The 25,684-nt window shown below is 62.9% G+C and carries 23 protein-coding genes; 12 read left to right on the forward strand and 11 right to left on the reverse strand.

Annotated features, from left to right (window positions below; all coding sequences use genetic code 11):
* The first annotated feature begins 140 nt into the window (after positions 1-140).
* Positions 141-1,259 (forward strand): GGDEF domain-containing protein, encoded by a 1,119-nt coding sequence (locus tag SADO_RS16370; protein ID WP_353113356.1) that lies wholly within the window; start codon positions 141-143, stop codon positions 1,257-1,259.
* Positions 1,260-1,526: 267 nt separating this feature from the next.
* On the opposite strand, the gene SADO_RS16375 is transcribed toward SADO_RS16370, so the two are convergent.
* A complete protein-coding gene (locus SADO_RS16375; protein WP_353113358.1) occupies positions 1,527-2,726 on the reverse strand; it encodes a M24 family metallopeptidase in 1,200 nt (399 codons plus the stop codon).
* 247 nt (positions 2,727-2,973) lie between these two features.
* Here SADO_RS16375 and SADO_RS16380 point away from each other — a divergent pair, with 247 nt between their 5' ends.
* The gene (locus SADO_RS16380) at positions 2,974-3,291 is read left to right on the forward strand and encodes a YMGG-like glycine zipper-containing protein (RefSeq protein ID WP_353113360.1); all 318 of its coding nucleotides are present in this window, start codon (positions 2,974-2,976) and stop codon (positions 3,289-3,291) included.
* A gap of 52 nt (positions 3,292-3,343) precedes the next feature.
* Here the strand turns inward: SADO_RS16380 and SADO_RS16385 are convergent, their stop codons facing one another.
* The 3 genes from SADO_RS16385 to SADO_RS16395 all read right to left on the reverse strand — a co-directional run bounded on the left by SADO_RS16385 (position 3,344) and on the right by SADO_RS16395 (position 6,858).
* On the reverse strand, positions 3,344-4,543 hold the full coding sequence (locus SADO_RS16385) for a GGDEF domain-containing protein (protein WP_353113362.1): 1,200 nt from the start codon (positions 4,541-4,543) through the stop codon (positions 3,344-3,346).
* A 290-nt stretch (positions 4,544-4,833) separates the two neighbouring features.
* Entirely contained in the window at positions 4,834-5,571 is a 738-nt protein-coding gene (locus SADO_RS16390; RefSeq protein WP_353113364.1) for an SURF1 family protein, read from the reverse strand.
* 225 nt (positions 5,572-5,796) lie between these two features.
* Positions 5,797-6,858, reverse strand: a complete 1,062-nt coding sequence (locus SADO_RS16395) for a 3-deoxy-7-phosphoheptulonate synthase (RefSeq protein WP_353113366.1) — start codon at positions 6,856-6,858, stop codon at positions 5,797-5,799.
* Positions 6,859-7,474: 616 nt separating this feature from the next.
* On the opposite strand from SADO_RS16395, the gene SADO_RS16400 reads away from it, so the two are divergent.
* Positions 7,475-8,236, forward strand: a complete 762-nt coding sequence (locus SADO_RS16400) for a glutathione S-transferase family protein (protein WP_353113368.1) — start codon at positions 7,475-7,477, stop codon at positions 8,234-8,236.
* Positions 8,237-8,421: 185 nt separating this feature from the next.
* Complete coding sequence (locus SADO_RS16405) at positions 8,422-8,694, forward strand: DUF4235 domain-containing protein (protein ID WP_353113370.1); 273 nt, start codon at positions 8,422-8,424, stop codon at positions 8,692-8,694.
* Positions 8,695-8,716: 22 nt separating this feature from the next.
* Here SADO_RS16405 and SADO_RS16410 read toward each other — a convergent pair whose 3' ends face one another.
* Complete coding sequence (locus tag SADO_RS16410) at positions 8,717-9,916, reverse strand: CynX/NimT family MFS transporter (protein WP_353113372.1); 1,200 nt, start codon at positions 9,914-9,916, stop codon at positions 8,717-8,719.
* A gap of 166 nt (positions 9,917-10,082) precedes the next feature.
* The gene (locus SADO_RS16415; RefSeq protein WP_353113374.1) at positions 10,083-10,775 is read right to left on the reverse strand and encodes a uracil-DNA glycosylase family protein; all 693 of its coding nucleotides are present in this window, start codon (positions 10,773-10,775) and stop codon (positions 10,083-10,085) included.
* Between the two features lie 248 nt (positions 10,776-11,023).
* Between SADO_RS16415 and SADO_RS16420 the strand changes: the two genes are divergently transcribed.
* Complete coding sequence (locus SADO_RS16420; RefSeq protein WP_353113376.1) at positions 11,024-11,680, forward strand: dimethylsulfonioproprionate lyase family protein; 657 nt, start codon at positions 11,024-11,026, stop codon at positions 11,678-11,680.
* Positions 11,681-11,789: 109 nt separating this feature from the next.
* Here SADO_RS16420 and SADO_RS17220 read toward each other — a convergent pair whose 3' ends face one another.
* Positions 11,790-12,032 (reverse strand): hypothetical protein, encoded by a 243-nt coding sequence (locus SADO_RS17220; protein ID WP_434547923.1) that lies wholly within the window; start codon positions 12,030-12,032, stop codon positions 11,790-11,792.
* A 143-nt stretch (positions 12,033-12,175) separates the two neighbouring features.
* Here SADO_RS17220 and dbpA point away from each other — a divergent pair, with 143 nt between their 5' ends.
* The 5 genes from dbpA to SADO_RS16445 all read left to right on the forward strand — a co-directional run bounded on the left by dbpA (position 12,176) and on the right by SADO_RS16445 (position 18,035).
* Positions 12,176-13,567 carry an ATP-dependent RNA helicase DbpA gene (dbpA, locus tag SADO_RS16425; RefSeq protein ID WP_353113378.1) on the forward strand — a complete coding sequence of 464 codons (1,392 nt, stop codon included), beginning with the start codon at positions 12,176-12,178 and terminating at the stop codon, positions 13,565-13,567.
* A gap of 383 nt (positions 13,568-13,950) precedes the next feature.
* Positions 13,951-14,967 carry a WD40 repeat domain-containing protein gene (locus SADO_RS16430; protein WP_353113380.1) on the forward strand — a complete coding sequence of 339 codons (1,017 nt, stop codon included), beginning with the start codon at positions 13,951-13,953 and terminating at the stop codon, positions 14,965-14,967.
* Positions 14,968-15,133: 166 nt separating this feature from the next.
* Complete coding sequence (locus SADO_RS16435; RefSeq protein WP_353113382.1) at positions 15,134-15,886, forward strand: Bax inhibitor-1/YccA family protein; 753 nt, start codon at positions 15,134-15,136, stop codon at positions 15,884-15,886.
* A 336-nt stretch (positions 15,887-16,222) separates the two neighbouring features.
* A complete protein-coding gene (locus tag SADO_RS16440) occupies positions 16,223-16,903 on the forward strand; it encodes a restriction endonuclease (protein ID WP_353113384.1) in 681 nt (226 codons plus the stop codon).
* A 166-nt stretch (positions 16,904-17,069) separates the two neighbouring features.
* On the forward strand, positions 17,070-18,035 hold the full coding sequence (locus tag SADO_RS16445; protein ID WP_353113386.1) for a zinc-binding metallopeptidase family protein: 966 nt from the start codon (positions 17,070-17,072) through the stop codon (positions 18,033-18,035).
* 144 nt (positions 18,036-18,179) lie between these two features.
* Here the strand turns inward: SADO_RS16445 and SADO_RS16450 are convergent, their stop codons facing one another.
* From SADO_RS16450 to SADO_RS16460, 3 genes are all read right to left on the reverse strand, one after another.
* Positions 18,180-18,413: a DUF5062 family protein gene (locus tag SADO_RS16450; RefSeq protein WP_353113388.1), complete on the reverse strand. Its 234-nt coding sequence runs from the start codon at positions 18,411-18,413 to the stop codon at positions 18,180-18,182.
* A gap of 596 nt (positions 18,414-19,009) precedes the next feature.
* On the reverse strand, positions 19,010-20,431 hold the full coding sequence (locus tag SADO_RS16455) for an NAD-dependent succinate-semialdehyde dehydrogenase (RefSeq protein ID WP_353113390.1): 1,422 nt from the start codon (positions 20,429-20,431) through the stop codon (positions 19,010-19,012).
* A 184-nt stretch (positions 20,432-20,615) separates the two neighbouring features.
* Complete coding sequence (locus SADO_RS16460) at positions 20,616-22,169, reverse strand: MmgE/PrpD family protein (RefSeq protein ID WP_353113392.1); 1,554 nt, start codon at positions 22,167-22,169, stop codon at positions 20,616-20,618.
* Between the two features lie 370 nt (positions 22,170-22,539).
* On the opposite strand from SADO_RS16460, the gene SADO_RS16465 reads away from it, so the two are divergent.
* Entirely contained in the window at positions 22,540-23,310 is a 771-nt protein-coding gene (locus SADO_RS16465; RefSeq protein WP_434547924.1) for an HNH endonuclease, read from the forward strand.
* Positions 23,311-23,374: 64 nt separating this feature from the next.
* A complete protein-coding gene (locus SADO_RS16470; protein WP_353113396.1) occupies positions 23,375-23,929 on the forward strand; it encodes a YgjV family protein in 555 nt (184 codons plus the stop codon).
* 135 nt (positions 23,930-24,064) lie between these two features.
* Here SADO_RS16470 and SADO_RS16475 read toward each other — a convergent pair whose 3' ends face one another.
* Entirely contained in the window at positions 24,065-25,102 is a 1,038-nt protein-coding gene (locus SADO_RS16475; RefSeq protein ID WP_353113398.1) for a hypothetical protein, read from the reverse strand.
* Between the last annotated feature and the right edge of the window lie 582 nt (positions 25,103-25,684).

Below are 25,684 nucleotides of genomic sequence, written 5' to 3' on the forward strand. Positions count from 1 at the left end.
ACGGACGACCGATGCCCGCCGAATGATATCGTATTGAACAGTAAAAGCTCCGCACCTGCGGCCGATACCGGCTAAGGGAGACAAAAGAACCCGAACCTGCGCACGGCATCACGCGGCAGCAGCCCAACGGGTCTGGAACCATGCGAACCAAGATCACGGACCCGCGCGTCCTGCGACATCAACAGATTCGGCTGCAACGGCTGGGCAGGGCGACCGTGTCCTACGTATTGCAGGCCTCCGTGGCCCTCTGCACCGCAGCGCTCGGCGGTATGGCCTGGTCGACGGCGTTCAACTACGTCTTCGGCATATCGCTACTCGTGCTTGTGTTCTTCGCTGTCTTTCGCAGCGGTCTGAATCTGCGTTCTCGGGAACCCAACCTCACCTTCATCCAAGTGCTGAGCCCGCTGCCGCCAGCGATCTATCTGCTCTATAACATCGATTCTCTGCCGGTACGCGCCGGCATCCTGCTGACCGTGATCGCGCCGCTTCTCTACGGCATCCTCGATCTGTCGATCGGTCGTTTTCTCACTGCGGCACTGGCCTACTTCGTAGCGTATTTCAGCGTGTTCCTTCTCGCCGGCGCGCGTGACATCGCCTATTACGACAACCCCAACGAATGGATCGTCCTCATCACGCTGGCGCTGCTGCTGGCCCAGATCGGCGTGATCGGCGGCTTCATTAGCGGTCTGCGCGGATCACTACGGCGCAAGAACCAACAGCTCAACGACGCGATGGAGAAGATCTCCGACATGGCGGTACGCGACGAGCTAACCGGCATATACAACCGCCGCCGCCTGATGGAGGTTCTACAGAGCGAAGTCGCGCGCGCCGCGCGCGGCGATGCCCAGTTCAGTGTCTGCCTGTTCGATCTCGACGACTTCAAGCGGATCAACGACGAGCGCGGCCATCCCATGGGCGACCGGGTACTCATCGCCTGCGCGAATGCGGTCGAAGGCATGATCCGCAGCGTCGACACCTTCGGACGCTTCGGCGGCGAAGAATTTCTCTTGATCATGCCGATGACGGATGCCGACGCCGCTACGATCGCCGCCAACCGACTGCGCACCCGCATCGCCGAGTTGTCATTCCTGGACGACGAGAACAGGCCGTTCACCGTGAGCGCGTCTATCGGCGTCGCAAACAGCGAAACCAGCACCACACTTGAAACCGGCGTTATCCTGAAGAGAGCCGACAAGGCGTTGTATGCCGCGAAAGCCGCAGGCCGCAATTGCGTGCGGCTTGCAAGCGGCACGCGCTGAGTGGGGTTGGGCGATCGATCGCGCGTTCCCAATCTCCTGGCGAACCGATGGATCACCACGGCTCTCCTTCACGGTGTCGCAACGCAACGGCGCGCTCGATCCACGGAGAGACGGCATCGCCGCCAAACCGTGGCAGTGTCTCAAGGTAGTGGCACCCAGTGGACACATAAACGCGACTATCGACAGCCTCTTGCAGCAGGCTGTCCTGCAGGGCAAGTGCTCAGCCGCCCGCTTTCACAAGCCGCTAGAACACCGATCAGTCGCCTCTCAGTCGTAACGATGCAAACGGAGGTCGTTACGCGTGATCCGTTCGCCCCCGGACGGCGTCACCCGGATTGTCTCGCTGAATCCGATGCCGAACTCTCCGGGTTTTCGCAGGCAGATCGGGAGATGAAAGACCATGTCGGTCTCGAATAGCGCATCGCTGCCTTCGGCTATGAAAGTCGCCCCCGCGACCCAGGACGGCGGAAACTGGATACCCACCGGATAGCCGTAGACACCGGAAAAGAAGGCCTGATCGACAATCGGCTTAAGCGCATCCGAACCGGCCCGAGCGGCGCGATCGAACGTCTCGCCCGTGCGTGCGTTGTCTATCACTGCCTGAAGGACCGTGAGGCCGATCTCATGGAAACGAACCATGTCGTCGGTCGGCGCGCCGACGACCGCGGTACGCATCATCGGTGCGGTGTAACGCCGCCGCACCGCGCCGAACTCCGTGAAGACGATGTCCCCCCGGTCGACCGGATGGCCGGCATGGTTGGTGTGAATGATGCCGCTGCGAAAGCCCGTGGTCACGATCGGCTGCATGCTCATGAATTCGCTGCCGGCTCCAAGCATGGCGTTGGCTCCGGCACGAGCGATTTCGTGATCGACAACGCCCTCGCGAATCACGGTGGATGCCGCATCCAGCCCGGCGCCGGTAATATCCGCGCTCTGTTTCAGGTACTCGAGTTCAGGCGCAGACTTCACCAGACGGATGCGATCGAGCAGTGCGCCGATATCGTCGAACCGAACACCGTCGAGCGCTGCCTGCAGCGCCGTCAGCAGACCCGGCCGCAACGATCCACTCCACAGGCTTACGCCAATGCGCGGCGCGGTGCCGGCCGCGACCTTGCGGATCTCGCCTGCGAGCTGGCGGGCTACCGACATCGGCGACTCCCAGGCGTAGCCAATCACCGTATCGACCCGACTCAGGTACACGGCGGGCCCGATCTCGATCGCGGGCACGAAAAGCACGGTCGTCTGCGCCGACACAAGCAGCACACACTGAACCGAGACTTCGAAGGTCGTGTACCCGGTGAGATAACACAGGTCGGACGGGTCGCTGAGCATCAACAGCTCGTAGCCCTGCGCGTCCACGGCCCGCCGCAGGGCGGCAAGCCGCGATTCATACTCACTTTCGGCAAACGCCAGCTCGGGCGATGCCAGCCGTTCCTGCAAGCGATCGCGATACGCGCCGTAGTCCATCGTCAGGCTCCGATAATGCGGGCAGGGTCTCGTCAGCCACCCTACCGCGTTCGTTCCCAGCCTGGCGATGACGATATTGGCACGCACCGGTGCCGCCTTCTCGCCCGCACTTTAATGCCGATGCCGACGAGCACGTTTCTACGGAAACGAACCCGCGTTGCCCGATTCATGAACGATTCATGCTGCCTATCGTTAACTCCCTACTGAACGAACAATACGTATCAGTAGAAAAGACAGGAGACACATCATGAATACAAAGATCCGAAACAGCCTCGCCGTCGGCACGCTACTCACCGCGTTCGCCAGCAGCCCGGCGCTTGCGCTCGATAACAACACGCTTTCCCAGGCACTGGGCGGCGGCATCGGTGGCGCGCTCGGCGCGGCTGTCGGCAATGAAATCGGCGGTAGCAAGGGCGCACTGATCGGCGCCGCGGCCGGCGCCGCCGGCGGCTCGTGGCTGATCAACGAACGCGAGGACAACCGCTACGATAGCCGCGATTACGATAACCGCCGCTACCGCGCGGAACGGCGCCGCGACTACGGACGCTATGATTATCGCCGCTGAGATGCAGCCCTCGACGGTACCTTCATGAACGCCGCCTCCGGGCGGCGTTCTTTCAGCCGGCTAGCGGCACCCCTCCCGGCCTGGGGCGATCTTCCGGTCCCCCGTCGAGCCCGGTTGCCTCCGGGTGCAGATCGATCACCTGCGCGCTGTCCTGGCCCAGGGCAACATCCGCCTCCAACGTAGCGGCGGTGACCCGATTACGGCCTTCGGCCTTGCTCCGATACAGCGCATGATCAGCACGACCGATCGCCTCTTCCAGAGATTCGTCCGCATCGAGCGTAGCCACGCCCAGCGATACCGTGCAGTGGAACGACTGCGCGTCCGGACCGATGCCCAGGGCCTCGACCGCCCGACGCACCCGCTCGGCAAAATCGCGCGCTGCTTCGGCGCTCGTCTGCGGCAAAAGAAACAGGAATTCCTCGCCGCCCCAGCGGGCGACGGTGTCATGACTGCGACAGCTTTCACGCAAGGCCTCGCCAACCTGTCGTAGCACCAGATCCCCGGCATCGTGGCCCAGTCGGTCGTTGATCTGCTTGAAGTCGTCGATGTCGGCGATCACCAGGGACAGGGGCACATCCTCATGATCCGCGCGCCTGCGTTCTACATGCGCCAATTCCATGAGATGACGCCGATTGAACAGGCCAGTGAGCGTGTCGCGAGTCGCCAGATCCCGGAGCTTGCCTTCGGTTTTGCGCACCATCGCGTAGTAGAAGCGCGCCGTGGAACTGGCCATGGCAAAGAAGACCGAGATATTGAAGACATAGAGGACGGTGAGCGCCGTGGCGCCCAGCGGCTCGAGCGCACCGTAGAACCGCGACACTTCATGGAGTCCGACGTACGCGGCGAACAGAACCAGCAGTGGCGGAACAACAGTTCGCCAGTTCCCACTGACCATGATCGCGGGAATGAACATCAGCAGGTAGTAGTTGAACCCGGCGCCCCAGCCGGTCAGCAGCGTCCCCAGGACGGCATGGCCCAGCACCTCGGTCCAGATCAGGATCAACGCCGCCCGATTACGCCGCTGCTGGAGCAGCCGATAGGCCACGAGGTACAGCGACACGCTGATCACGTTGATCCACGCCAGAATCGGTGAACCCACGGCCAGGAAGAAGCAGAACAAAGCGACGTCCACGCACGCGGCAAGGACCGTCACACGGCGCACCATCATCCAGAACGCCGAATGCGCCGTGGTCCGACGCGGCAATCGCTCAATCGACATGACTCCCCCCGGAGCGCTGATGCCCTCGGCCAATTTACGCGGCATGCCGCGGCTATCGACGTCGCACACTAGTCACACGTGCCAGCTACGCCACCACCTGGGGCGCAGTCGTCATTGCGTACCGGCGACCTGCCTCATCCCGCCGTCCATATCGGGCACATCATTACTTGATGCGGGCCGCGAAACGAATAATGAATTCCCGACTATAGGCAGTATTCCGCGAGCCCGCCAGCGAGGCGCCATTATATTGTCCGCGCTCTATTGCGGATCGTTGGTCAGGCGTTGGCAGTTGATTCGCACGGACGACTCGAGCGATGCATCGTTCACCGACGACGCAGATTCACCACCACGAGAATCACGCCGGCCACGATCGCCATCAGAAACCATTGCGATGCGTAGGCGTAGTGGCCGAATGGGCGCAGGCCGATGGGATCCCGGTCTTCGTCCCATTCGCGCACGAAACCGTTGGCGCCCCGCGGGTCGAGTAGCAGCAGGCCGTCCAGCACCGGCGCGTCGTACTGGCAACGAATCCCCGCGACGTCCGGGTAGCTCAAGGCGCGCGGCCAGCCTTGCGCATCGCAGGCCGAAGCTGCGCCCCACTGCAATGCCGGCTGCGGGAAGCCGGCCCAAATGCCTTTTACGCGCACGGCGTCATTCGTCGCCGTCGGATTCGGCAGCGCCTCGCCGCGCGGCGGGCGCTCGATCCAGCCCCGATCGACCATCACACGAGCGCCGTTATCCAGCACCAACGGCGTCCACACGTGATACCCGCTCTGCGTACCGCGCAGCTGATCGGCAAGCAGAATCTGGTGACGGGTGTCGAAACGGCCGGCCGCGATATATTCACGTCCCTGCACGAGATCCGGGACCCCCGCATCGCCCCTCGACGGTATCGTCTGCGTCCCCGCCGCCTGGGCGGCCTGTTCTGCCGCCACCAGTCGTTGCTTGTAGTGCGCGCGCTCGATTTGCCAGCCGCCCATCGCACAGAAGATCACGGCGCCGATGGCGAACATGAGCACGCCCCACCAAGGCGGCGAGAACCGGTAACGCCCCAGATTCATTGGTTTCTTTCTTCAACCACGTCCAACTCCAGTGCAGGCCTCCATGCGATCTTTCCCGTCCGGTCGACTGCGATTGCCCGCAGAACCCGTGCCGCTCACGAATGGATGCGATTCATGCCGATGGCGTAACGCGCCGGCGCGCCGAAGAGAACGACACCCGACTGCCATGTTCGACAAGACAGTCGGGCATTGTTCCCAGGTGTCACCGCATGACTGCATCATTGATTAGCCAGCCGCCAGCCGACGCAGGAGTTGCTGCGTTTCGGACCATCCCAGACATGCGTCGGTTATCGACACACCGTACTGCAGCGCCGGGCTCAGCGCCTGTTTGCCGGTTTCGATATGGCTTTCGAGCATGATGCCGGCCAACGCCCGCTCGCCGGCCCGCCGCTGGGCGACTACGTCATCCGCCACGGTCGACTGGCGCAACGGGTCCTTGCCACTATTGGCGTGGCTGCAGTCGACTACCAGTTGCGGATTAATTGGAGAATCCGCCAACCGTTCGGCGGCCGCGCGCACGCTTGCCGCGTCGCAGTTCGGCCCGGCCCGTCCGCCGCGCAGAATCAGGTGGGTATCCGGATTGCCCGCGGTCGCGACCAGCGCCGCTCGGCCGTGGTCGTCCGTGCCAAATTGCGTGTGCGAATGCGCGGCCGCCTGCATGGCATCCAGCGCCGTGCCCAGATCGCCGTCGGTCCCGTTCTTGAAGCCCACCGGCAGGTCGAGACCACTCACCAGTTCGCGGTGCGTCTGCGATTCGGTCGTGCGCGCACCGATCGCCGCCCAGCTGAGCGTGTCTTCGAGATAAGGCGCCGCCATCGGGCTGAGCAGTTCGGTGGCCAGCGGCAGGCCGAGTTCCCCGAGTTCGATGAGCAGGCTGCGGGCCGCGTGCAAACCGGCGTGCAAATCGTTGCCGCCGTCGAGGCGCGGGTCGTGCAGCAGGCCTTTCCAACCCACCGTGGTACGCGGCTTCTCGACATAGGCACGCATCACGATCAGCAGTCGATCACCGAGTTCTTCGTTCAACGCCGCCAGACGGCGGCCGTAGTCGAGCGCGGATTCGCGGTCGTGCAGTGAACAGGGACCGGTTATGACCAGCAGGCGGTCGTCGGTGCCGTCGAGCACGGCACGCACCGCGGCGCGCTGCGCCTGGATACGAGCCGCCAAGGCCGGCTGGACGGGCAGCGATTCGCGTAGCCCGGCCGGCGTGGGCAAAGCGTAGGCACGCCGCGCCGGGTTGGCGAGGCAGTTATCGAGATCGTTACGGACAGTGGCAACAGAGGCGTTCATGGCAATTCCTTGAGCATTCGGGCGCAGCATGCGCGAGCGATATAGAGGGGTCGAAAGCGGCGGTGGCCGTGCGGCCGGTAATAAATCGCCAGCCGTAATACTCGAAGCGATAATCGCGAACCATGAGCGTTCTCCTTGTCGTGCGTTGGCCGATCTTGTGGCCCTGAAACGAAAAAACCCCCGGTTGGAACGCCAACCGGGGGTTTTTCGTTGGCAGGCGTCCCGAGTGCTGGGGCGCCTGTCCGGATTCGGATCAGACGCCTAAGCGGCTAAACCAATATCCGTAGTAATAAATAGCGGTCGCACGCGCATCCGCACCGCGCGTTGCGGCTGTCATCTGCTGTGTTTTCAATTGCAGCGTATGCATGACGTGTACTTCCTGACCTGTTGCGAGATTAGCCTACGCCGGTTCGCAGCTACGCTCAATACGTCATATCGGCTTATGCAGGCGTATCGATCCCTTTGTCATGGCTATCCAGCGTCGTGGACAAACACGCATCTCGGGATAAATCCGCACAGATTCTTAGCGTCGTAATTCGTACCCTGCCCGCTAATAAATATGCGATCCGCGACCACTATGGTGATCACCTGCCGCGACAAATCCCCTGGAGAAACGATGACGATCAGCCTTTATGCCCACCGCCTGTCCCAGCCCAGTCGTGCAGCCGAAATACTGCTACGCGAACTCGGCATTGCCTACGATTGGCAGGAAGTTGATTTCGCGAACGGCGAAACCCGGGAGCCGCACTTCGCCGAGCAGATCAATCCTTTCCAGACCATTCCGGCGCTAGTCGTGTCCGGCGACGACCCCGACTTCGTACTCGGCGAGAGCCACGCCATCATGCGTTATCTCTGCCGTATCGCTGCGGATGCCGGCGGCGACGCCGAGAACGCGCAGCACTGGTACCCGGGCGATCGCGATGCGCGACGCAGCGCCCGTATCGACCAGTGGATGGCGTGGCACCACAACGGCATTCGGCGCTACGACATGTTCCACGACATCATGAACCTGCATCTCACGCTGCCGATGCTCAAATACGAACTACAGAGCACCGCCCTCAAGCCATTACAGGACGGTCTGCGTTCGGGACTGGCCACGCTCGAGGCCCATTTCGAACGACAGCCGCAGGACACACCCGCCGCACCCACATTGTGTGGCGACGCTCACCCCACGTTGGCCGATCTCACCATCACCTGTGAGCTGTATCAGATCGTGGCCGTCGGCTATCGGTTCGACCGCTACCCGCAGGTCGCACAGTGGTTGAATGGCATGGCGGAACGCGACCATTTCAAGCGCGTATCGGAAGAAGTACTCGAACAGGGCCGCACCATTCGTGAGGCCAGCGGCGACTATCTGGAGCTCGATGCGTTTGCTTGAGGCACCGCCGCATCGCCGGGCCCGTCGTGCACGCTGATGATCGATCCGTTTCGCGAATACGCGGGGCCGTTATGTTCGGGCTTGCGTTGCTATCCGGTGTCCTACCGAGTCCGGCGTAAGTTATCTGCGGTACGATGATTTCAGAATTTTTCAACGACGCACGGCGATCCCGTAGCGCGATGTCCATGAATCGAGAACGTACAGTCTGGCTTGCCTTGGGCGCCGGCGCAGCCATTGGCGCCGGCATGCTCGCGCGGCGCGGAGCGGGCGCCGCATGGCGCCGCGCCCTGGACGAGGAGCCGCCGCTTAACGTGGAAGACCGCGACGTGCAGTGGTCACACGTACTGGCGTGGGCTGCGGTGAGCGGCTTTTGTGTGGCCTTCGCCCGCGTAGTCGGCCGCGGCGTGGCCAGCGAAACCTGGCGTCATGCCCTGGGGCGTAACCCGCCCGCCAAGTAGAGGACGGCAACGTGGCTCGGCGTCAGCCGTCCCTATCGGCAGCGGGCGGCGCGCCCACCTGTCGATCCCGACCAGCACCGAGGCCGGCGATCAGGCCCACGATCACAATCACGCTGAACAACACGCCCGTGCTCTGCCAGCCACCGGTCAGGTCGTGCAGTACGCCGACCAACAGCGGGCCCATGGCCGCGAGCACGTAGCCGATGCCTTGCGCCATCCCGGACAAGTCGGCCGCGGTCCGGCTGTCGGCGGCGCGAAGCGCGATCAGCGTCAGCCCCATGCTGAACGTGCCGCCCTGCCCGAGGCCGAGCACCACCGCCCAGAGGCCGACGCTCGCAACCGGCGCGTAGAGACACCCCAGCAGGCCGGCCCAGGTCAGGATCATGACTACCGCTACCACGCCGCGCTGGTCGCGACAGCGCCCGCCGATCCAGGGCGCCGCGATCGCCGAGATCAGCTGAACGATGATCGAAAGCGACAGCAACAGCCCGGCGTCGACCTCGTCGAGCCCGCGGTCCTGCAGGATCGTCGGCAACCAGCCGAATACCGAGTAGGCCAACGACGACTGCAGCCCCATGAACAACGTCACCTGCCAGGCCAAACCACTGCTACGCAGCCTCGTTTGATCAGCCACGCGGGCCCGCGGCACATGCGGGCGCCGTAGCTGCGGCAGCCACACCAGCCCCGCGACAATCGCCGGCGTCAGCCAGAACGTCAGCGCCCAACGCCATTCGCCGGCAAAGATCAGGCGCAATGGCTCGGTCGCCCCCGCGGCCACCGAGGCGCCGGTACACAACGCCATCGTGTACAGGCCGGTCATCACGCCGACTTGATTCGGAAAATCGCGCTTCACCAGGCCCGGCAGCAGCACGCCCATCACGCCGATACAGCCACCCGCCACCGCGGTGCCGGCGAACAGGCCTGCGGTGCCGGTCCAGGGCCGGATCAGTAGGGCCAACGCGAGCACACACAACGTCCACAGAATTGTGGTCTCGTCGCCGATACGCCGGGCGGCACGCGGTGCGATCGGTGCAGCCAGACCCAGGCACAGCACCGGCAACGTGGTGAGCACGCCCTGACCCATCGAACCCAGCCCCAAACTGCGGCCAATCTCGACGAGTACCGGAGACACACTGGTCAAAGCCGGACGCAGATTCAGTCCGACGAGAATCAGGCCCAGCAACATCAGGACGACGTGGCGGGCAGGACGCGGCGTGGGCATGCAGACAATCCGATCGGCCCCGGAGCGGCCGGCTGGTAGAACAGCCGGCTATTGTCTGCGTCGCGGCATAGCTGCGCAATGCAGACAAACATAGTGCGCCGACTCGTGCTTTGCGAATCGGCGGGAGCGATGCATCCGACGATCGTTCGACCCGGTCGCGGAGCGATCAGCTGATCAGGTTGTCTTCGCGAGCATCCAGCTGCGTCAGGCGCTGGCGCAGCAGATCAGGGAAACGCTTGTACCAGGTCGCATTCAGCGGCGACGGGTGCGGCAGAGGATGAATATCGAAACCGCGAGCGGCGCCGTCGGGCGCGCTAAGCGTGACTTCGATCGAGGTCTCGAAACGGTCCGGACTGTTCCAGAACGCCTCGATACGCGCCCGCTCGTCTTTCGTCTGGCCGATGCCGAACCACAGGAACGCCTCGCGGCCGAGCGTGATCAACGATCGGCCCTGCCACTGCTCGACGAGCAGTGCATTCATAAGCGGATGAAACCGGCGCTTCACCTTCATCGACCAGGCCTTGTTACCCAGCGGCTTGTAAGGAACCGTATTGATCCAGAAAAAGGATTCGCCAAGCCGCCGCGAAGCGTCGAAATCCGGCATCTCTTCGCCGTGGAGATGGCGATACACGGTCTTGCGCACGAGCTGGCCGCCGGCGCCAATGAACGGCTCGCCGTGCTTGACCTCGTCCCGCCCCGGATCACGGCCGAAGAAACCGATACGCGCATTCGGCCGACCCAGGCCGATGATCGGCTCCAGTGGATCCTTCTCGAAACGGGCGTAGGTCTCTAGATCGATACCGTCGGTCTCGGCCGCGAGTGCGCGAAAGGTCTGGCGTTGGTCGTCGGTAATCGGCATGGCCGGCTGGCTTCCTGCAACTACTTGAAAGCGCGCAGCCTATGCGCCCTTCCGCCCGCCGGCAATACAGTGTTCGCACTCCAACTTGAAGGCGTCAGCACTTACAAAATTCGGAAGCGCATTGGTGATGTTGCGCCAGGCGATCCGGGCCGCGGACATCGAGCATGGGCCGGCATCCTTGTCTTTCGCTCGCTGCATGCAATCGGTCGAAGTAGAATGCGCATCGCAGCCCGCCCCCGAAGCGAATCATGGGAACGCTTTCTGTCCATATCGACTGGCACTATTTGTTGCGCGAGCTATGGCAGGCGTATCGCTTCGGCTCGGCCGGCGGCAGCAAGCCGATCCGTGCGCATCTCAAGGATGTGCGTAATCGGCTCAATGCCGAGATGCTGACGGACCCGCAGGTCGTCGAGCTCGAGCCGCAGCGATTGCCCGTCACCGACTGGCTGGGCCGTGCGCTCGACCAGGGCACCCAGGCGCCTACCGCGTCGCTAGTGCGCAGCGTGGCGCGTATTGCACCCACGCTTTCCTGGCGCTACGGCTACGACCGGGTACCGCGCGGCCTGCGCAACAAGTACGCATTCGCCGAGATCATGGGCCCCAGCGGCCCGGTCGTAAGCGAGCGACTAATCCTTGACCTGGTAATGCTCGCGCCTAGCTGTACCTATCCGTCACACGCCCACGACGGCATCACTGAATCCTATCTGTGCTTGAGCGGCACGCTGTCGGAGAACGATGTCGGCGTGTATGCCCCCGGCTCGCTGCTCTACAACCCGCCCAATCATATGCATCGCATCACCACCGGCGATTTCGAGCCGGTGCTGTTGGCGTACGCATGGGCCGGCGAACGCGACAAGCTGATCGGCCAGAAGATGAGCTTCAGCCGCAAGCTTTCATCGCCCTAGCGCAGCACGGCGCACGAGCCGGTCGCTGCCCCCGTAAGCGGCGCCGAGGGCGTCGCATCTTGCACTCGCAAGCTTTCGCCGACGCCCTGGTTCGTTGTTGCCAAACGGCTTAGATGAACTTCTTGTTCTCAGTCTTGGCGGCTTTCTCCGCTCGCTTTTCTTTCAACGTGCGGGTGGGTGCTTTCTTGCCCGTTTTCTTTCGGTCCATTCCCTTACTCATGACACATGCTCCTGGCTGTTCACTGGGTGGCAAAAACTTTTGGCAATACTGGCCGTCGGCCCGCCGGCAGGCATGCCGCCTGCCGCTCGGCCTCGGGCATCCACCCGTCGGCGATTGAAAGCCGCGATCGATTCGCGACCCGCCGGCGGTGTGTGCCGTTCAAATCAGTCTAGTCCTAATTCGATCACGAAGAACGAAATACTTTTCATAAGCGCGTTCGCGAACAGCGACACCGAAACCGCCGCGGCCATAGGCCAGTCGTGGGATCATGTCGCATGACTGACTTCACAACGCTCGCGCTACGCCGCGAACTGATCGACAGTGCCTCGGCCCGCGGCTTCGACCGCATGACGCCGGTACAGGCACAGACGCTACCCTCGATACTCGCCGGCGAGGACGTGCTGGCCCAGGCCGAGACCGGCAGCGGCAAGACCGCAGCCTTCGGCTTCGGCCTGCTGAATAAACTAGCCGCCGAACAGGCCGAAACCCAGGCGCTTGTGCTGTGCCCGACCCGCGAACTCGCGGATCAGGTCGGCCAGGCGTTGCGCCAGTTCGCCGCCACCATCCCGAACATCAAGCTGATGACGCTTTGTGGCGGCACGCCGATGCGCGCGCAGGTCAATTCGCTGGCCCAGCCGCCGCATATCGTCGTGGGTACGCCCGGCCGCATCCTCGCGCATCTGCGGCGCGAGAGTCTGAACACGAGCGCGCTGCAGACGCTGGTGCTCGACGAAGCCGACCGTATGCTCGATATGGGCTTCATTGCCGATATCGAGGCCATCGTCGGCTGTCTACCGGCCGATCGACAGACGCTGCTGTTCTCCGCCACCTGGCCGGAGGAGATACGCAGCGTTTCGACTCGACTGCAGCGTAATCCGAAGCAGATCACTGCCGCCGCGGGCGATGGCCCGCCGCAGCGGATCGCGCAGATCTTTCATCAGGTCGCGGATACCGACAAGCTCGCCGCGCTCGAACGGGTGCTGGCCGATACGCAACGACGCCAGAAGACGTTCACGCAGGCCCTGGTGTTCTGTAACCGGCGTGATGACGTGGACCGCGTGAGCACGCATCTGAACTCACGCGGCGTGTCCGCGCTGGCTCTGCATGGCGATCGCGAACAGCGTGAGCGCGACGAAGTGCTGCTGCGCTTCGCCAACCAGAGCTGTGCGGTACTGGTCGCCACCGACGTTGCCGCACGCGGTCTGGATATCGCTTCATTGCCCTTGGTCGTGAGCGTGGATCTCGCCCGCGATATCGATACCCATACGCACCGCATCGGCCGCACCGGGCGCGCCGGCGAGTCGGGACGCGCGGTGTCCTTCTGCACGCCGCGCGAGCATGAACGCGCCGAGCGCATTGCAGTAGCCGCCGGCTTTCGATTGAGCTGGTCGCGCCTGCCGAATAACGAGGGGTCGGCACGCGACCAACCGCCCATGGCCACGCTGGTCATCCAGGGCGGTCGCCGCGACAAACTCCGTCCGGGCGATATTCTCGGCGCGCTGACCGGCGAAGGCGGCCTCTCGGGCGACGACGTCGGCAAGATCGAGATCACGACTGTGCGTGCCTATGTGGCCGTCGCGCGATCCAAGGCCAAGCCCGCTCGCGACCGGCTGCGCCAGGCCGGCATCAAGAAGCGGCGCTTCCGAGTGGGCGTGCTCGGCGACTGAACTTGGCGTTTCAATAGCTGGCGGAGGCTCCGATCGACGATCGGAAGCTACGCTCATTGGCTACCCGCTCTGCGACACGTCGTTCCGAAATATTCGCGGCTCGCTCGTCGTAGTCGCCGAGCGGCGATTTCCGGCCTCGTGTGTCGCGAACTCACGGCTACGCCCCATCGCGCGCCCGCGACCAAATCATCAGCTCATCACTAAGCTTGAAAGGCACGCTCGGCTATTCCATGCCCGATGGCCGCCAAGGGGTCGGGCGTGCTGTTACCCAACGGGAAGATGGCAATACCCACGCTAGCGCATGTATTACCCAACGACTAGAATGCGGCCTGGCTTTTTACCCCTATCCCCATGAATAAAAAATTAAATCGCTGCTCGCCGCCTTGGCCACCACCGTTCCGGTGATCGCGACGGCCGCCGCCCCGCAGCCCATCTCGGTACCGGACAACGTCTATGCCGTGTCCTATGACAGCAGCGGCGATCATCTGCTCGCCGGCGGTATGCAAGGCGATCTGACGCTCATCAACACGGCCGACGGCAAGAGTACGGCTCGGATCAAGGTCGATACGCTGGTCGGGTCTGTACTGCTGAGCGACGATGCCCAATCCGTGTTCCTCGGCAACTCGGGCACGGCGCCGCAGACCGTGGCTCTGAATCTGACCAGCGGCGAAATCGGCACGCGTTTCTTGCCGGCCGAGCCCAACCAGACCCGCGTCAGCGACACCACGACCCTGCGCCTGTCAGACGACGGCAGCCAGCTGTTCATGGCCAACACGTCGGCCGGCGGCGCACTGATCTTCGATACGGACAGCGGCGAGATCCTCAAGCGTTTCAGCGACGATGCACCGCGCAGCGGCGATTGCGCGATCAACGACAGCTGGACAACGGTCGTCTGCAGCAAGAACGCGAGCACGTCCATGTCGGCCCCGGCGGACAGCTATGCGCGGCTCATCGCCTGGAACGTCGCGGACGAAAAGGTCATTGCCGACATGAAAGTCGAGCCGATGAAGAGCGCCGGGCAGATCGCGTTCGCCGGCGACAGCAAGGTCGCGGCTGGCGATATGTGCATGGGCAAGCAGGCCTGCGGCCTGGCCGTGATCGATCTCGACGAACAGAAAGTCGAGTCGATGGGCAACGCCTTCCTTGGCCCCGACGACGAAGTGAAACCCTACTCCCAGCCCTCGCTCTACACGATGACGGTCAGCCCTGATGGCAAGCGTCTTGCCGCAGGCAGCGAAGACGGCATGGTTCCCGTCTGGCAGCTGACACCCCTGAAGCGCCTTTCGCAGGACGAAGTGCTGGTGGACGATTCGGTCCGTGCTCTCGCTTTCTCACCGGACGGACAGCAGATCGCCGTCGGCGGCGACAGCCAGAGCCTCGTTCTGATCGACGCCCCCTGAAGCGAGTGGGTTACAGGGCGCGGGCTGCATAGGCGCCCGCGCCCAGCACTGTTTCAGCAGGTTTCACGAGCCGCTCACTGGCGCTTCGAAGCGAAAACAAACCGCTAAGCAATCTCTTCCAGCCCATTGACGCTCTGGCGTCTATTTCACGTATTCGGAGCATCACATGGCATCGGGCAACCCTGCTCTGACCCAGAAGACTTTCGACGCCCTGCCCGCCGCCAACGGCGCGCGCATGACGATCAATGGCACCGTGCACAAGACCGCCATCCTGCTGCTGTTGACCGCCGCGTCTGCATTCCTGGCCTGGCGCATGGCCCTGACGACATTGACGACGAGCTATAGCCCCATGGGCGCGCTCGGGCCCTGGATGATCGGCGGCTCGATTCTCGGCCTGATCATTGCGATCGTGATCATCTTCCGCAAGCACTGGGCGCCCTATCTCGCCCCGGTCTACGCGATCGTAGAAGGCGTGGTAATCGGCATCATTTCGTTGGCGATGGAACTGCAGTTCCCCGGCATCGCTTTTCAGGCCGCCGCCCTGACGTTCGGCACCCTGGCCTGCCTGCTGATGGCCTATCGCTCGGGCCTGATCCGCGCGACCGAGAACTTCAAACTCGGCGTGGTCGCGGCGACTGGCGGCATCATGGTCGTCTACCTCATCGACATCGTGCTGCGAATGTTCGGCATGCCGATCGGCTTCATCCACGACAGCGGCTGGGCCGGCATCGGCTTCAGCCTGTTGGTGGTGGTCATCGCTGCGCTGAATCTCGTGCTCGATTTCGACTTTATCGAAAAAGGCGCCGAGCGCGGCGCGCCTGCCTACATGGAATGGTACGGCGCCTTCGGCCTGCTGGTGACGCTGATCTGGCTCTATCTCGAGATGCTGCGCCTGCTGGGGAAAGCGCGTAGTCGCTGACACGAATGGGAATATGAAGCCTGACGGATAGCCGTTGGGGCGCATAACGAAAGCCCCTCGCACAGATCTTCAACTGGATCGACTTCGATACTGAAGAGCCCCATCTTACTGGTCGATACATCGCTCAGACCCTGCAACAAACCGTCGGCGTAAGCCGGCACCTGAGCGGAACAACGGCAAATGGCACGGCGTAGAAGAAAATCCGATTTCGAACAATGGGTCGCACTATTCGCGAAGCTTCCGTGGCCGGTATGTCTCGCACTGACGCTACCGGCTTACTTCGGTTTCGCAGCGCTTGTTGATTGGCCGATACCCAAAACCACGGGCGTGTCGGAGATGGGCGGCGTCGTTGTTGCGCAGTTCATACGCGTCGCCGGCATGATCGGCCAATATGCCGCACCGGCGATGCTGCTTCTAGCCGCTTTGATGTCGCTCCTGGCGAAGCGGCGCCGGGCTCAACTACTTCAAACGTCTCGCTCAATAAGCGGCAGCGCCAAACTCATGCAAATGAGCTGGCAGGACTTCGAGCGACTGGTCCATGCCTGGTTCGAAGAGCAGCGCTACAAGGTTGCGGCCACCCCGGCCGGCCCCGATGGCGGTATCGATCTCATTCTCAAACGCGACGGCGAAACTTTCCTGGTCCAGTGCAAGCAGTGGCGCGCGAACCGCATCGGCGTTTCGATCGTGCGTGAACTGTACGGCGTTATGGTCGCGCAGGGTGCCGCGGGTGGTTTCGTCGTCGGCGTTGGCGACTACACGGCTGCAGCGAAAGCATTCGCGACGGGTCGCAACATCGATCTCGTCGACGCGCGTGCTGTCATTCACCAGAGCGCTCCGGTTACGCAGCCGAATGATGCGGCGCCCGCCGCCCGAGCCCCTGAAACGCCGAGTTGCCCACGGTGCAACGCCAGCATGGTGGAGCGTACCGCGCGAAACGGCGCGAAAGCAGGTAACACGTTCTACGGCTGCAGCCGATTTCCCGCATGCCGCGGCACGCGACCCGTAAGTGCCGAATAAGATCAAGCGCGCCCCACCGGCACGGCCTGACTCCTTCGATACGACTTGCCCCCGGTCTCCAAGGCCCTCGGCAACCCGTCGAACCTAAGAAATGAGTTGATCACGGGTGTAGAGTCTGTGCGGCACGGTCGTGTGCCGTTTCGCCCCGCTCCGGAGTTAGCGCCGTATGCACGTCTTCAGTAATCCAGTCGGCCGCGGCTCGCTCTGGTTCGACAATCTCACCACGGCCGAGGGCACCCCGGTCGCTTATGACCCGCAGGCCCGGGCTTTTCTGCCCATGCCGCCGTTCTGTATCAACCGGGAGCGCATCGGCTGCAACTGGATCGCGCCGGAGCAAGGGGCTTTCTGTCGCTCCTGTGCGATGACGGCCCTGGCGCCGGATCCCTCGATCGAAAACGCCATCCCGAACTGGGCGGAGACCGAAGCGGCTAAGCGCTGGGCGCTCGACAACTTGGGGCGCTGGCACTGGTTCCGCCCCGAGGACCCGGGCACCCGGCCCATATTCCATATGCTGGCCGAGTACGACGGGCCAGCACCCATGGGGCATGCCGACGGCGTCGTGACCATAAGCGTGAACGAGGCGGACCCGGTCGTTCGCACCACCCGCCGTCAGGCGCTGGGCGAGCCCTATCGCACCATGATCGGCCATATGCGGCACGAGATCGCCCATATGCTTTGGTGGCGGCTGAGCCTGCGCGACGATTTTCTCGACGCGTTTCGCGAAATGTTCGGCGATGAGCGCGTGGATTACGGGCTCTCGCTGCAGCGTCATTACACGAGCGGCCCGCCGATCCACTGGGATCAACGCTACTTGACCAGCTACGCATCGGCCCACCCGCACGAAGACTGGGCCGAGACCACGGCGCATCTGCTGCACCTAACCGATATCACCGACAGCTTCGTCGCCGCCGGTCTCTCCGCACCCAATCTACCCGGCGCGAACTGGGACCCGTACATGGAAACGGATTCCGAACGACTGATCCATTGCGGCGCATCGCTCGCTGTGGGCATCAACCATGTGAATCGCGCCATGGGCTTGTCGGATCTTTATCCCTTCGCGCTGGCCGAGCACACGCGCCGCAAACTCGCGTTCGTGCACGACTGGTTACGCCGGGGTGCGCAGGGGCGTTAGCGCCGGGCAAGCACGCCTCGCGTGCCGGTGGATGGGCAGGCTGGCTTTCGGGCCAGCCTAAATGGCTCGATCTGTGCGCGCGGCTTCAGCGCTTGATTAACCGCCATAGAACCTAGCTGCTGTCTCTCCAGCCCTTCGCCACGCTTACTGCCGGGAAGCCCACATCGCCAGCCGATGCTGAATGGCTTTCTGCGAGACCTGTTCTTCCGGCAGCGGCTGGATCACGCCGTCGTGGACGAAAAGCCGGTAGATATATTCCAGCTTGTCGTTCGCGGAATCGGTCGCCTCGAATTCGACGACGCCGCGTTTCTCGCCGTACTCCACGCCCAACGCGATCGCTTTCTTGACGAGTTCTTTTTCGTTCTTGAGCTTTTTCATTCGTCTCACCTTGCGTCAGGTTCGCCGTTCTCACGGTCGTTCAGGAACAGGCTAACTGATACAGGCGGCCCTCGGCGTCGGCACGCTCGCCTACCGAACACTTATTGAAGTCTGAAAATGCGGCGATACCGCCTCGCTCCTCAAAGGAACAAACTTTGTTGAAGGCTGAGGGCCGAGTCACGCGCTAGGCTTCTTGGCGGTCGCTCTCGAGTTTTTTGACGACGGGAATGACATGCGCAGGACGCAGCCCGAAACGCGCACCGATCTTCTTCGGGTTGTCATCGCCAGACGCCTAAACCGCGGCGATCGCCTCACCACGCCAGTCGGCTTGCGCGACGCAGTCTGCATTCGGTCGATCACCTCGGCGCATTGCGCCCCCGGACGTTATTCGACCGCCGATTCAAGTGCTCGATTCGTGCGTGCCTAGCCTCTACGAGCAGCCCGTCCCCAGAGAAACCTCGGGCTAATACATCCCATGGCGGCGGCAGGCCACGCCCTATCCGAAGATCGCTTCTTAAACCTGCCCAATCTCGCTAAACCGCAAAACCGAGAAGCCCGACACAAGTCTTGCGGCACGTAAGCAGAGGTCGCGCGGGTCAGATCACCATGCCGGCAGTCTTCGTTTCAAGATACTCGGCGATACCTTCCTGGGCGCCCTCGCGGCCCATGCCGCTATGCTTCATGCCGCCGAATGGCGCGGCCGCGCTGGTCGGGTTGATATCGTTGATACCGATGATGCCGAAGTTCAGCCCTTCGAACGCGCGCATCGTGGTCGAGAGTTTCTCGCTGTAGACATAGGCCGCCAGGCCGTACTCGGTATCGTTGGCCAGCGCGATCAGGTCGTCCTCGTCGCGATAGCTGATCACCGGCGCGACCGGGCCGAAGGTCTCTTCCCGATAGATCTGCATCTCGGACGTGACGCCCGACAGAATCGTCGGCGCATAGAAATGCCCGGCCGCCAGCGCACCTTCGCTCATACGCTCACCGCCGTGGTGAACCTGCGCGCCCTTGGCGACAGCGTCCTGCACTTGAGCATCGATCTTGTCGATGGCCGCTTCGTTGATCAGCGGGCCGATGCCGATACCGTCGTCCATGCCGTTGCCCACCTGCAGGCGCGCCACGCGACGGGTGAGTTCACCGAGAAACGCCTCGGTATGGTCTTCGTGGACATAAATCCGATTGGGGCTGATGCACGCCTGGCCCATGTTGAGAAACTTCACCAACGACAGCCCCTTGGCCGCGTATACCGGGTCGGCGTCGGGAAACACCAGCGCCGGAGCGTGGCCGCCCAACTCCATGGACACACGCTTGAGATGCAGCGCGGCCTCCGCGTTGAGCTTGCGCCCAACCGCGGTGGAACCGGTGAACGTGAGCTTGCGCACGCGCGCATCGCTACAGAATGCCTGGCCGGTGGCCGTGGGATCGGAGACGGTCAGCAAGTTGACCACGCCCTTGGGAAAGCCGGCCGCCTCGAAGATCTCGAACATGGCACGCGCGCACAGCGGCGTGCTCTCTGCGGGCTTGAGCACTACCGTGCAGCCGGCCGCCAAGGCGGGGCCGAGCTTGCGCGTGATCATGGAGATCGGATAGTTCCAAGGTGTGATCGCGCCCACCACGCCCACCGGATCGCGACGCATCATGAAGCGCTGATTCTCGCGCGCCGACGGCACCATCTGGCCGTAGACCCGCTTGGCTTCTTCCGCGAACCAGAGCAGAAAATCCGCGCCGTAGCCCACCTCGGCGAGCGAGGCCTTGAGCGGTTTGCCCTGTTCGCGCGTCATCAATTCGGCCAGCTCGCGCTTGCGTTCGGTCATCAGCTCCCAGGCGCGATAAAGCAACTGGGCGCGATGATAGGCCGTGGTTGCGCGCCAGCCGGCAAATGCCGAGTGCGCAGCCTCAATCGCGGCCTCGATATCCGCATCGTTGCAGTCGGGCACCGTATCGATCGTTTCGCCGGTCGCCGGATTGGTGACTGCAAACGTGGGCCGGCCGTCGAGCCATTCGCCGTTGATGAACATCGTCTACTCCAGAAAGTCGGATAGCCCGCTCGGGCAAGCACGCCCATTAACGGCTATTTAGATACAACTTGCACCACGAACAGGAGGGCTTTGCCGTCACGAAAGGCTTATAAAAAAACGGCCCCGGCGTACACAGACGCCAGGGCCGCAGTGTCTCGCGATGAGATCGCGATGCAGACAGGCCCTAGTAGATGCCTTGGGTTTCCGGCGTCTCCAGGGTGCCGGCATCCACGATCAGGTTGATCGTTGCCAACTCGTCACCGGAGATCGAATCCATGCCATCCACGGCCGCGATAAAACGAGCACGCTCGCCATCACTCACCAGATCCTTGGTGTAATCGGCCAGCTTGGCTTCGTAGTCCGGGCGCTGCCAGGGCGTGTCGCCACCGGGGTGGGCATTGGCACGGGTCTTTTCGTCCGCCACTTCGCTGCCATCCGCCAGGGTCACGATCATGCGGCCGCCGTAGGCCTGCACGTTCGGGTCCTGGTCGTGGTAGAGGTCTTCCCAGCGCTGATCGAACTGCGTTTCGATGCGGGCCATCATGGCGCGCAGCTCGTCTTTCTCGGCCGGCGTCATCTGGTAGGCGCGATCCTTGTGGAACTCGCCGGTCTGGATGCAGCGGGCGATGGCAAACATGATGCTGTGATCCAGCGTGCCACGCGGCGAATCCGGATCCACCTTCTGCGGGTCCTGGGCATCGGTACCGATCACGTGGTGCGTGTGATGGCTGGTTTCCAGCACGATCTTTTCGATCTGATCGAGATCGACACCATCACCCTTCTTCGGCAGCTGCTCACGCAGCTGCAGCGCCAGATCGATGATCGCCTGGCCCTGATATTCGAAGGCATGCTGCTTCGGATAAGTCTTCATGATGTTGCGCAGCGCGTCAGCGCCCGGCTCGGCCAGCTCGACCTTGTAGGCCGCGTTTTCATCGTCCCGACCGTTGAGGAAGCGGCGGATGATGCTATCCACGCCTTCATACACCGGGTTCGGGCCCTTGAGCCCGTGCATGGCGTGATGCACGGCCTTGATGGAGATTTCGGCCGAGAAGCCGGGCACGAATTCCTTCTGCGCGCCGATATCGCCCTTGCGCGACTGGCGCGAGGAAATGGCGTTGTGCACGGCAAAGTTGATCGCGTGGTAGGTCTGCTCAGTGCTCAACCCCAGCATGGAGGAGATGCCCGCCGCCGTGCCCGCGGCGATATGGGTCATATGGTCGACCTTGTGCTTGTGCAGGCAAATGCCGGTGCCGTCGCCCGTACCCACGAGCGCCACATGCACCTCGTAGGCCACCACAATGCCGCGCAGGATGTCCGCACCCGACACGCCCAACTGCTGGCCCACCGCGATGATCGGCGAGATGTTGTCGTCCGGATGCGAGTATTCCGCCGCCAGATAGCAGTCGTCGTTGTCCAGAAAGCGTACGCCCACGGCGTTGGCGAAGGCGGCCGGCACGGGCGCGAACTTGTCCTCGAGGCCCCAGATGGTCGCGTTTCCGGTGCCCTTGGAACCCAGCGCATCAGCGCGCGCTACCCGCACCGCCGATTCATTCGCGGCACCCAGCGCAATCGCCGCGTTGTCGATAATGCGGTTCTTAGCCATCGCAACGGCCTCGTCATCCTGCGGGGCGTCTTTCGCGCGGGTAGCCAGCTCAGCGAGCTTCCATGCCAATTGCTGATCGCGGGCAAGATCGCCACTGGTTTTTTCGACCTGAACGGTGTGGATCGTAGCGGTCATACAACACATTCCTTCTGATTGAACGGGCTACCCGCCAGCGGCGGCTATTTCGTGAGGGCGGCATTTTAAACGATTCGGGGCGCTCGCCGGTTCCCGCCCTTTTTGGCGGCAATGCAAGCCACTGCGCGCGACGCGGATTGGCGTGTCGATGGTCCGCGAACTCTATAGCTTCATGGTGGCAAAAGGCGCGACTGTGGCTTCGGGCGTTCTCTGATTGCAGACGATTTTCATTGGCTTGGCAACAAAGGCCCTGGACATGGATTAAAACCGACTTGCGCAAGAGGACATGGCGCATTCCCGCCGGCCGGCCCTAAAGGCGAGCGGTTCCTGGCATCCTGGTCTAACTCCATACGCCAATGCTTTCAGCCCGATGCCCACGCGCCGCGCATGGTCCAGAACCGAACTGCTTGCGGCCGGCTGGCTCTACTGCCGCCTGCCCTTCGGCCGATTTCACCATCGCAATCCGGATGTGATTCGGTTTGCCGAGACGATCGGCCGCACCCCATCAGCGGTCGCGATGAAGCTATCCAATCTCGCCAGTCTCGATCCTGTCATTACCGGATCCGGCCGTTCCGGGCTGCAAGGTGCCTCCGCTGCCGATCGTTCTATCTGGCAAGAAATGCATGCCGACTGGCCCGCGTTCGCACTGGCGGCGAAAGAAGCCGTTGAGGCGCTCGGTTGCGAAGTGGACGACAGCCAAGACGAGCCAGAAGCAGCGCTGGCCACTGACTACACCGGCCACGAGCATTTGGTTACGCGCGCTCAGCGCGTCGGCCAGCGACTGTTTCGGGATGCAGTGCTTACGGCCTACAACGCCCGCTGCTGTATTACCGGACTGGCGGTACCTCGCCTGCTGGTGGCCAGCCATATCGTGCCTTGGCGTAAAGACCCGAGCCAGCGACTGAATCCCGCCAACGGGCTTTGTCTTTCTTCACTGCATGACAAGGCATTCGATATTGGCCTGATCACTATCCGCGCGGACTGGACCATCGCCATATCTCCCGCCATCGACGAGGCGGCCGGCGACTTTTGGCAGAAAGCCGTCGCCGCGTACGAAGGCCGCAAAATCTCGTTGCCCGACCGATTCCAACCGAGCCCTCAGTTCCTTGCCCATCACCGTGCAAATGTATTCATCCGATAGCGCCACGTAGAAACGGGATCTACGCTTAGCATTCTGTTTGGTAACGCTTGATCGTCGAGCAGCCTTGCCGCAGCGTAGCGGCCTCGCTTTCGCTGGAACGCGCGACGTGTTCGACGATCTTTCAATTCGCTGGCTGGCCGGTCAGGCATTCGGCCTGATCGCCCTTGCCTTGTGCGTCGCCGGCTTTGCCAGCAAGCGCGACGACCGGCTGTTCTTTCTGTTGCTGTTCGCCAACGTGGCATTCGCGCTTCAGTTCGTGATGTTTCGCAGCTGGGTTGCGGCAGCGATCGCTGCGCTCATCGTGCTGCGCATTCATCTGGTTCGGCAATACAAGGGCCACGTCGCGATCATGCTCGGCGTCATGGCCGCGACCGCGATCGCCGCGCTCTTTACCTGGAGCGCGCCGCGTGATGCCTGGGCGCTGGCGGCCGGGCTGATCGGCACCTACGGCATGTTCATGCTCGAAGGCATTCCCATGCGCTGGCTGCTCGCGGTCGCCGCCTTCTGTTGGGTGGTCAGCAACCTGCTCGTCGGCTCGCTCGGCGGCACGCTGGCGGAAACGCTTATCCTGATCACGAACCTCGTCACCATCACGCGGCTTTATCGCGCGTCGCCGTAGAACGCCCCGCGGCGCTTTGCATAATCCGATGCGTTTCGGCCGCCATGGCGAGACTGCGCTGACACGACCAGCAGTAACCACTTACCCAGTCGAAGAAACCGCCCGTTTTAGGCTCGCTAATGCGCTATGCGCGGCTCAGGACGAGGCGCTTGCCGCCTCGTTTTCCGGCTGGTTTTCCTCGGCCGTTGTCGTCTCGTCCGTTCCGCTTTCGGCCGGTTCGTCGGATGCGTTCGGCGGCTCGCTCTTGAAACAGTCGAAGACCGCTAAAAAGCCCTGGTCCAGGCTTCGCCGGCAGGTATCTAGCCGGGCGCTCGCAAAGTCCCCGGCTTGGCGCGTCAACTCTCCGAATGCCTGCATGTTGTCGCGCATGCGTGTGCCGAACGCGTCCATATCGAAGCCTTCAATATCGATCGAGAACGCGCCGTCGTCGCCTTCTTCTTTTGGCGTGTCGGTCGCCGCATCGTCGGTGTCGTTTCCGGTGCTGAGCCAGCCGGCGTAGTCACCTATGTGCGCATGCAGCGCATCGGCCCAGTGTCGCGCCTGAAGCTTGAGCCGCGTTAGCGTATCGCCGTTGCGGTCGGCCGCATACTGCACGCTCAGCGGGCACTCGGCACGCAGTTCAGGGACCTCGCCGCGTTGTAGAAGCGCCATGCGATCCTCGACCAATGCCCCTTCGCCCGCCCGTTCGGGCGACGTGCGGGTGGGAAATGCTTCGCCTTCCAGAAAATCCGCACGCTCTTTTGTCTTCGCCGCCCAGACCGCATCCTCGTAACCGCAACCGAAGTGCGACAGATAGCCGCGCACATAGCGCGGCGGAATGCCGTCGTTAAGCGCGGCATAGGAAAGATCTTCATAGGCAGAGGCGTAGCTCTCGCCGCTACCGATCTGAGCCATGGCCAGCGCCGCGGCCAAACTCGGGTTGTTCGTCACCGCGTCCGGCTCGTCCCGATAAGCATCGAGAATTGCGCGCCGCGCGGCCTTCGTCTGCCCGAACACCAACGCCGGCGCCATGGCGGGCGGGCCGTTGTAGATCAGATCGACATAGGTCTCGGTCTGCTCGGGCGACAGGGTTTCAAACCCGGCACAGCCTCGGCTGCCGTCGTCCGCGTCGTCGGCTACGCCATCAATGGATTTGCCGGCACCTGCCTGCATCGCCAGCGTGAAGCGTTCCATGGCGGCGTCACTACCGCCGTCTTGAAGGGCGCGCACTCGCGCGAGCAGTTCATCACCGCGCGGGCACGGCGTTGCTTCAACGCTTGCGGTGGCATCTGGGGATCCGTTTGCTGCCTTGGTTTCCGCGTCGTTTGGCGCCTCGTCGCTGCCACAAGCGGTCAACACCGCTACAGATAGCAGAACGGCAAACGCCTGTTTATGCCTCGGTCCAATCGTCATGGCGAACCTCGCCGTTACCCATGTGCAGGAGCGCTATCGTCTCATGCAGGGTGCGAACGTGAGCGAGCCTATTCATCGATCGCCGAGATCTGACAGGACTGCTGAATAAACCGGGGGAGTCTAAAACGTGGTCTGTCCCGGATTGTTAAATAAGCACAAACAACACGACACCGGCCACAATCCCAACCGGCCAAGGCAACGACGCCAGCGCATCGAATCCGCTCTGTCGCCTCTTTCTTCGTCGAGGGGCCAAGGCCTCGCTCCGCGTCGGTGAACTACCTAACGAAACTTACCTCGATCCGGCAAATGTGGCAATGCAAGACCTCGCATCTTGAAGATGCCGACAGAAATCGAGACGCTAGT

The sequence above is a fragment of the Salinisphaera dokdonensis CL-ES53 genome (assembly GCF_040361215.1).
In the GTDB taxonomy this organism is placed as follows: domain Bacteria; phylum Pseudomonadota; class Gammaproteobacteria; order Nevskiales; family Salinisphaeraceae; genus Salinisphaera; species Salinisphaera dokdonensis.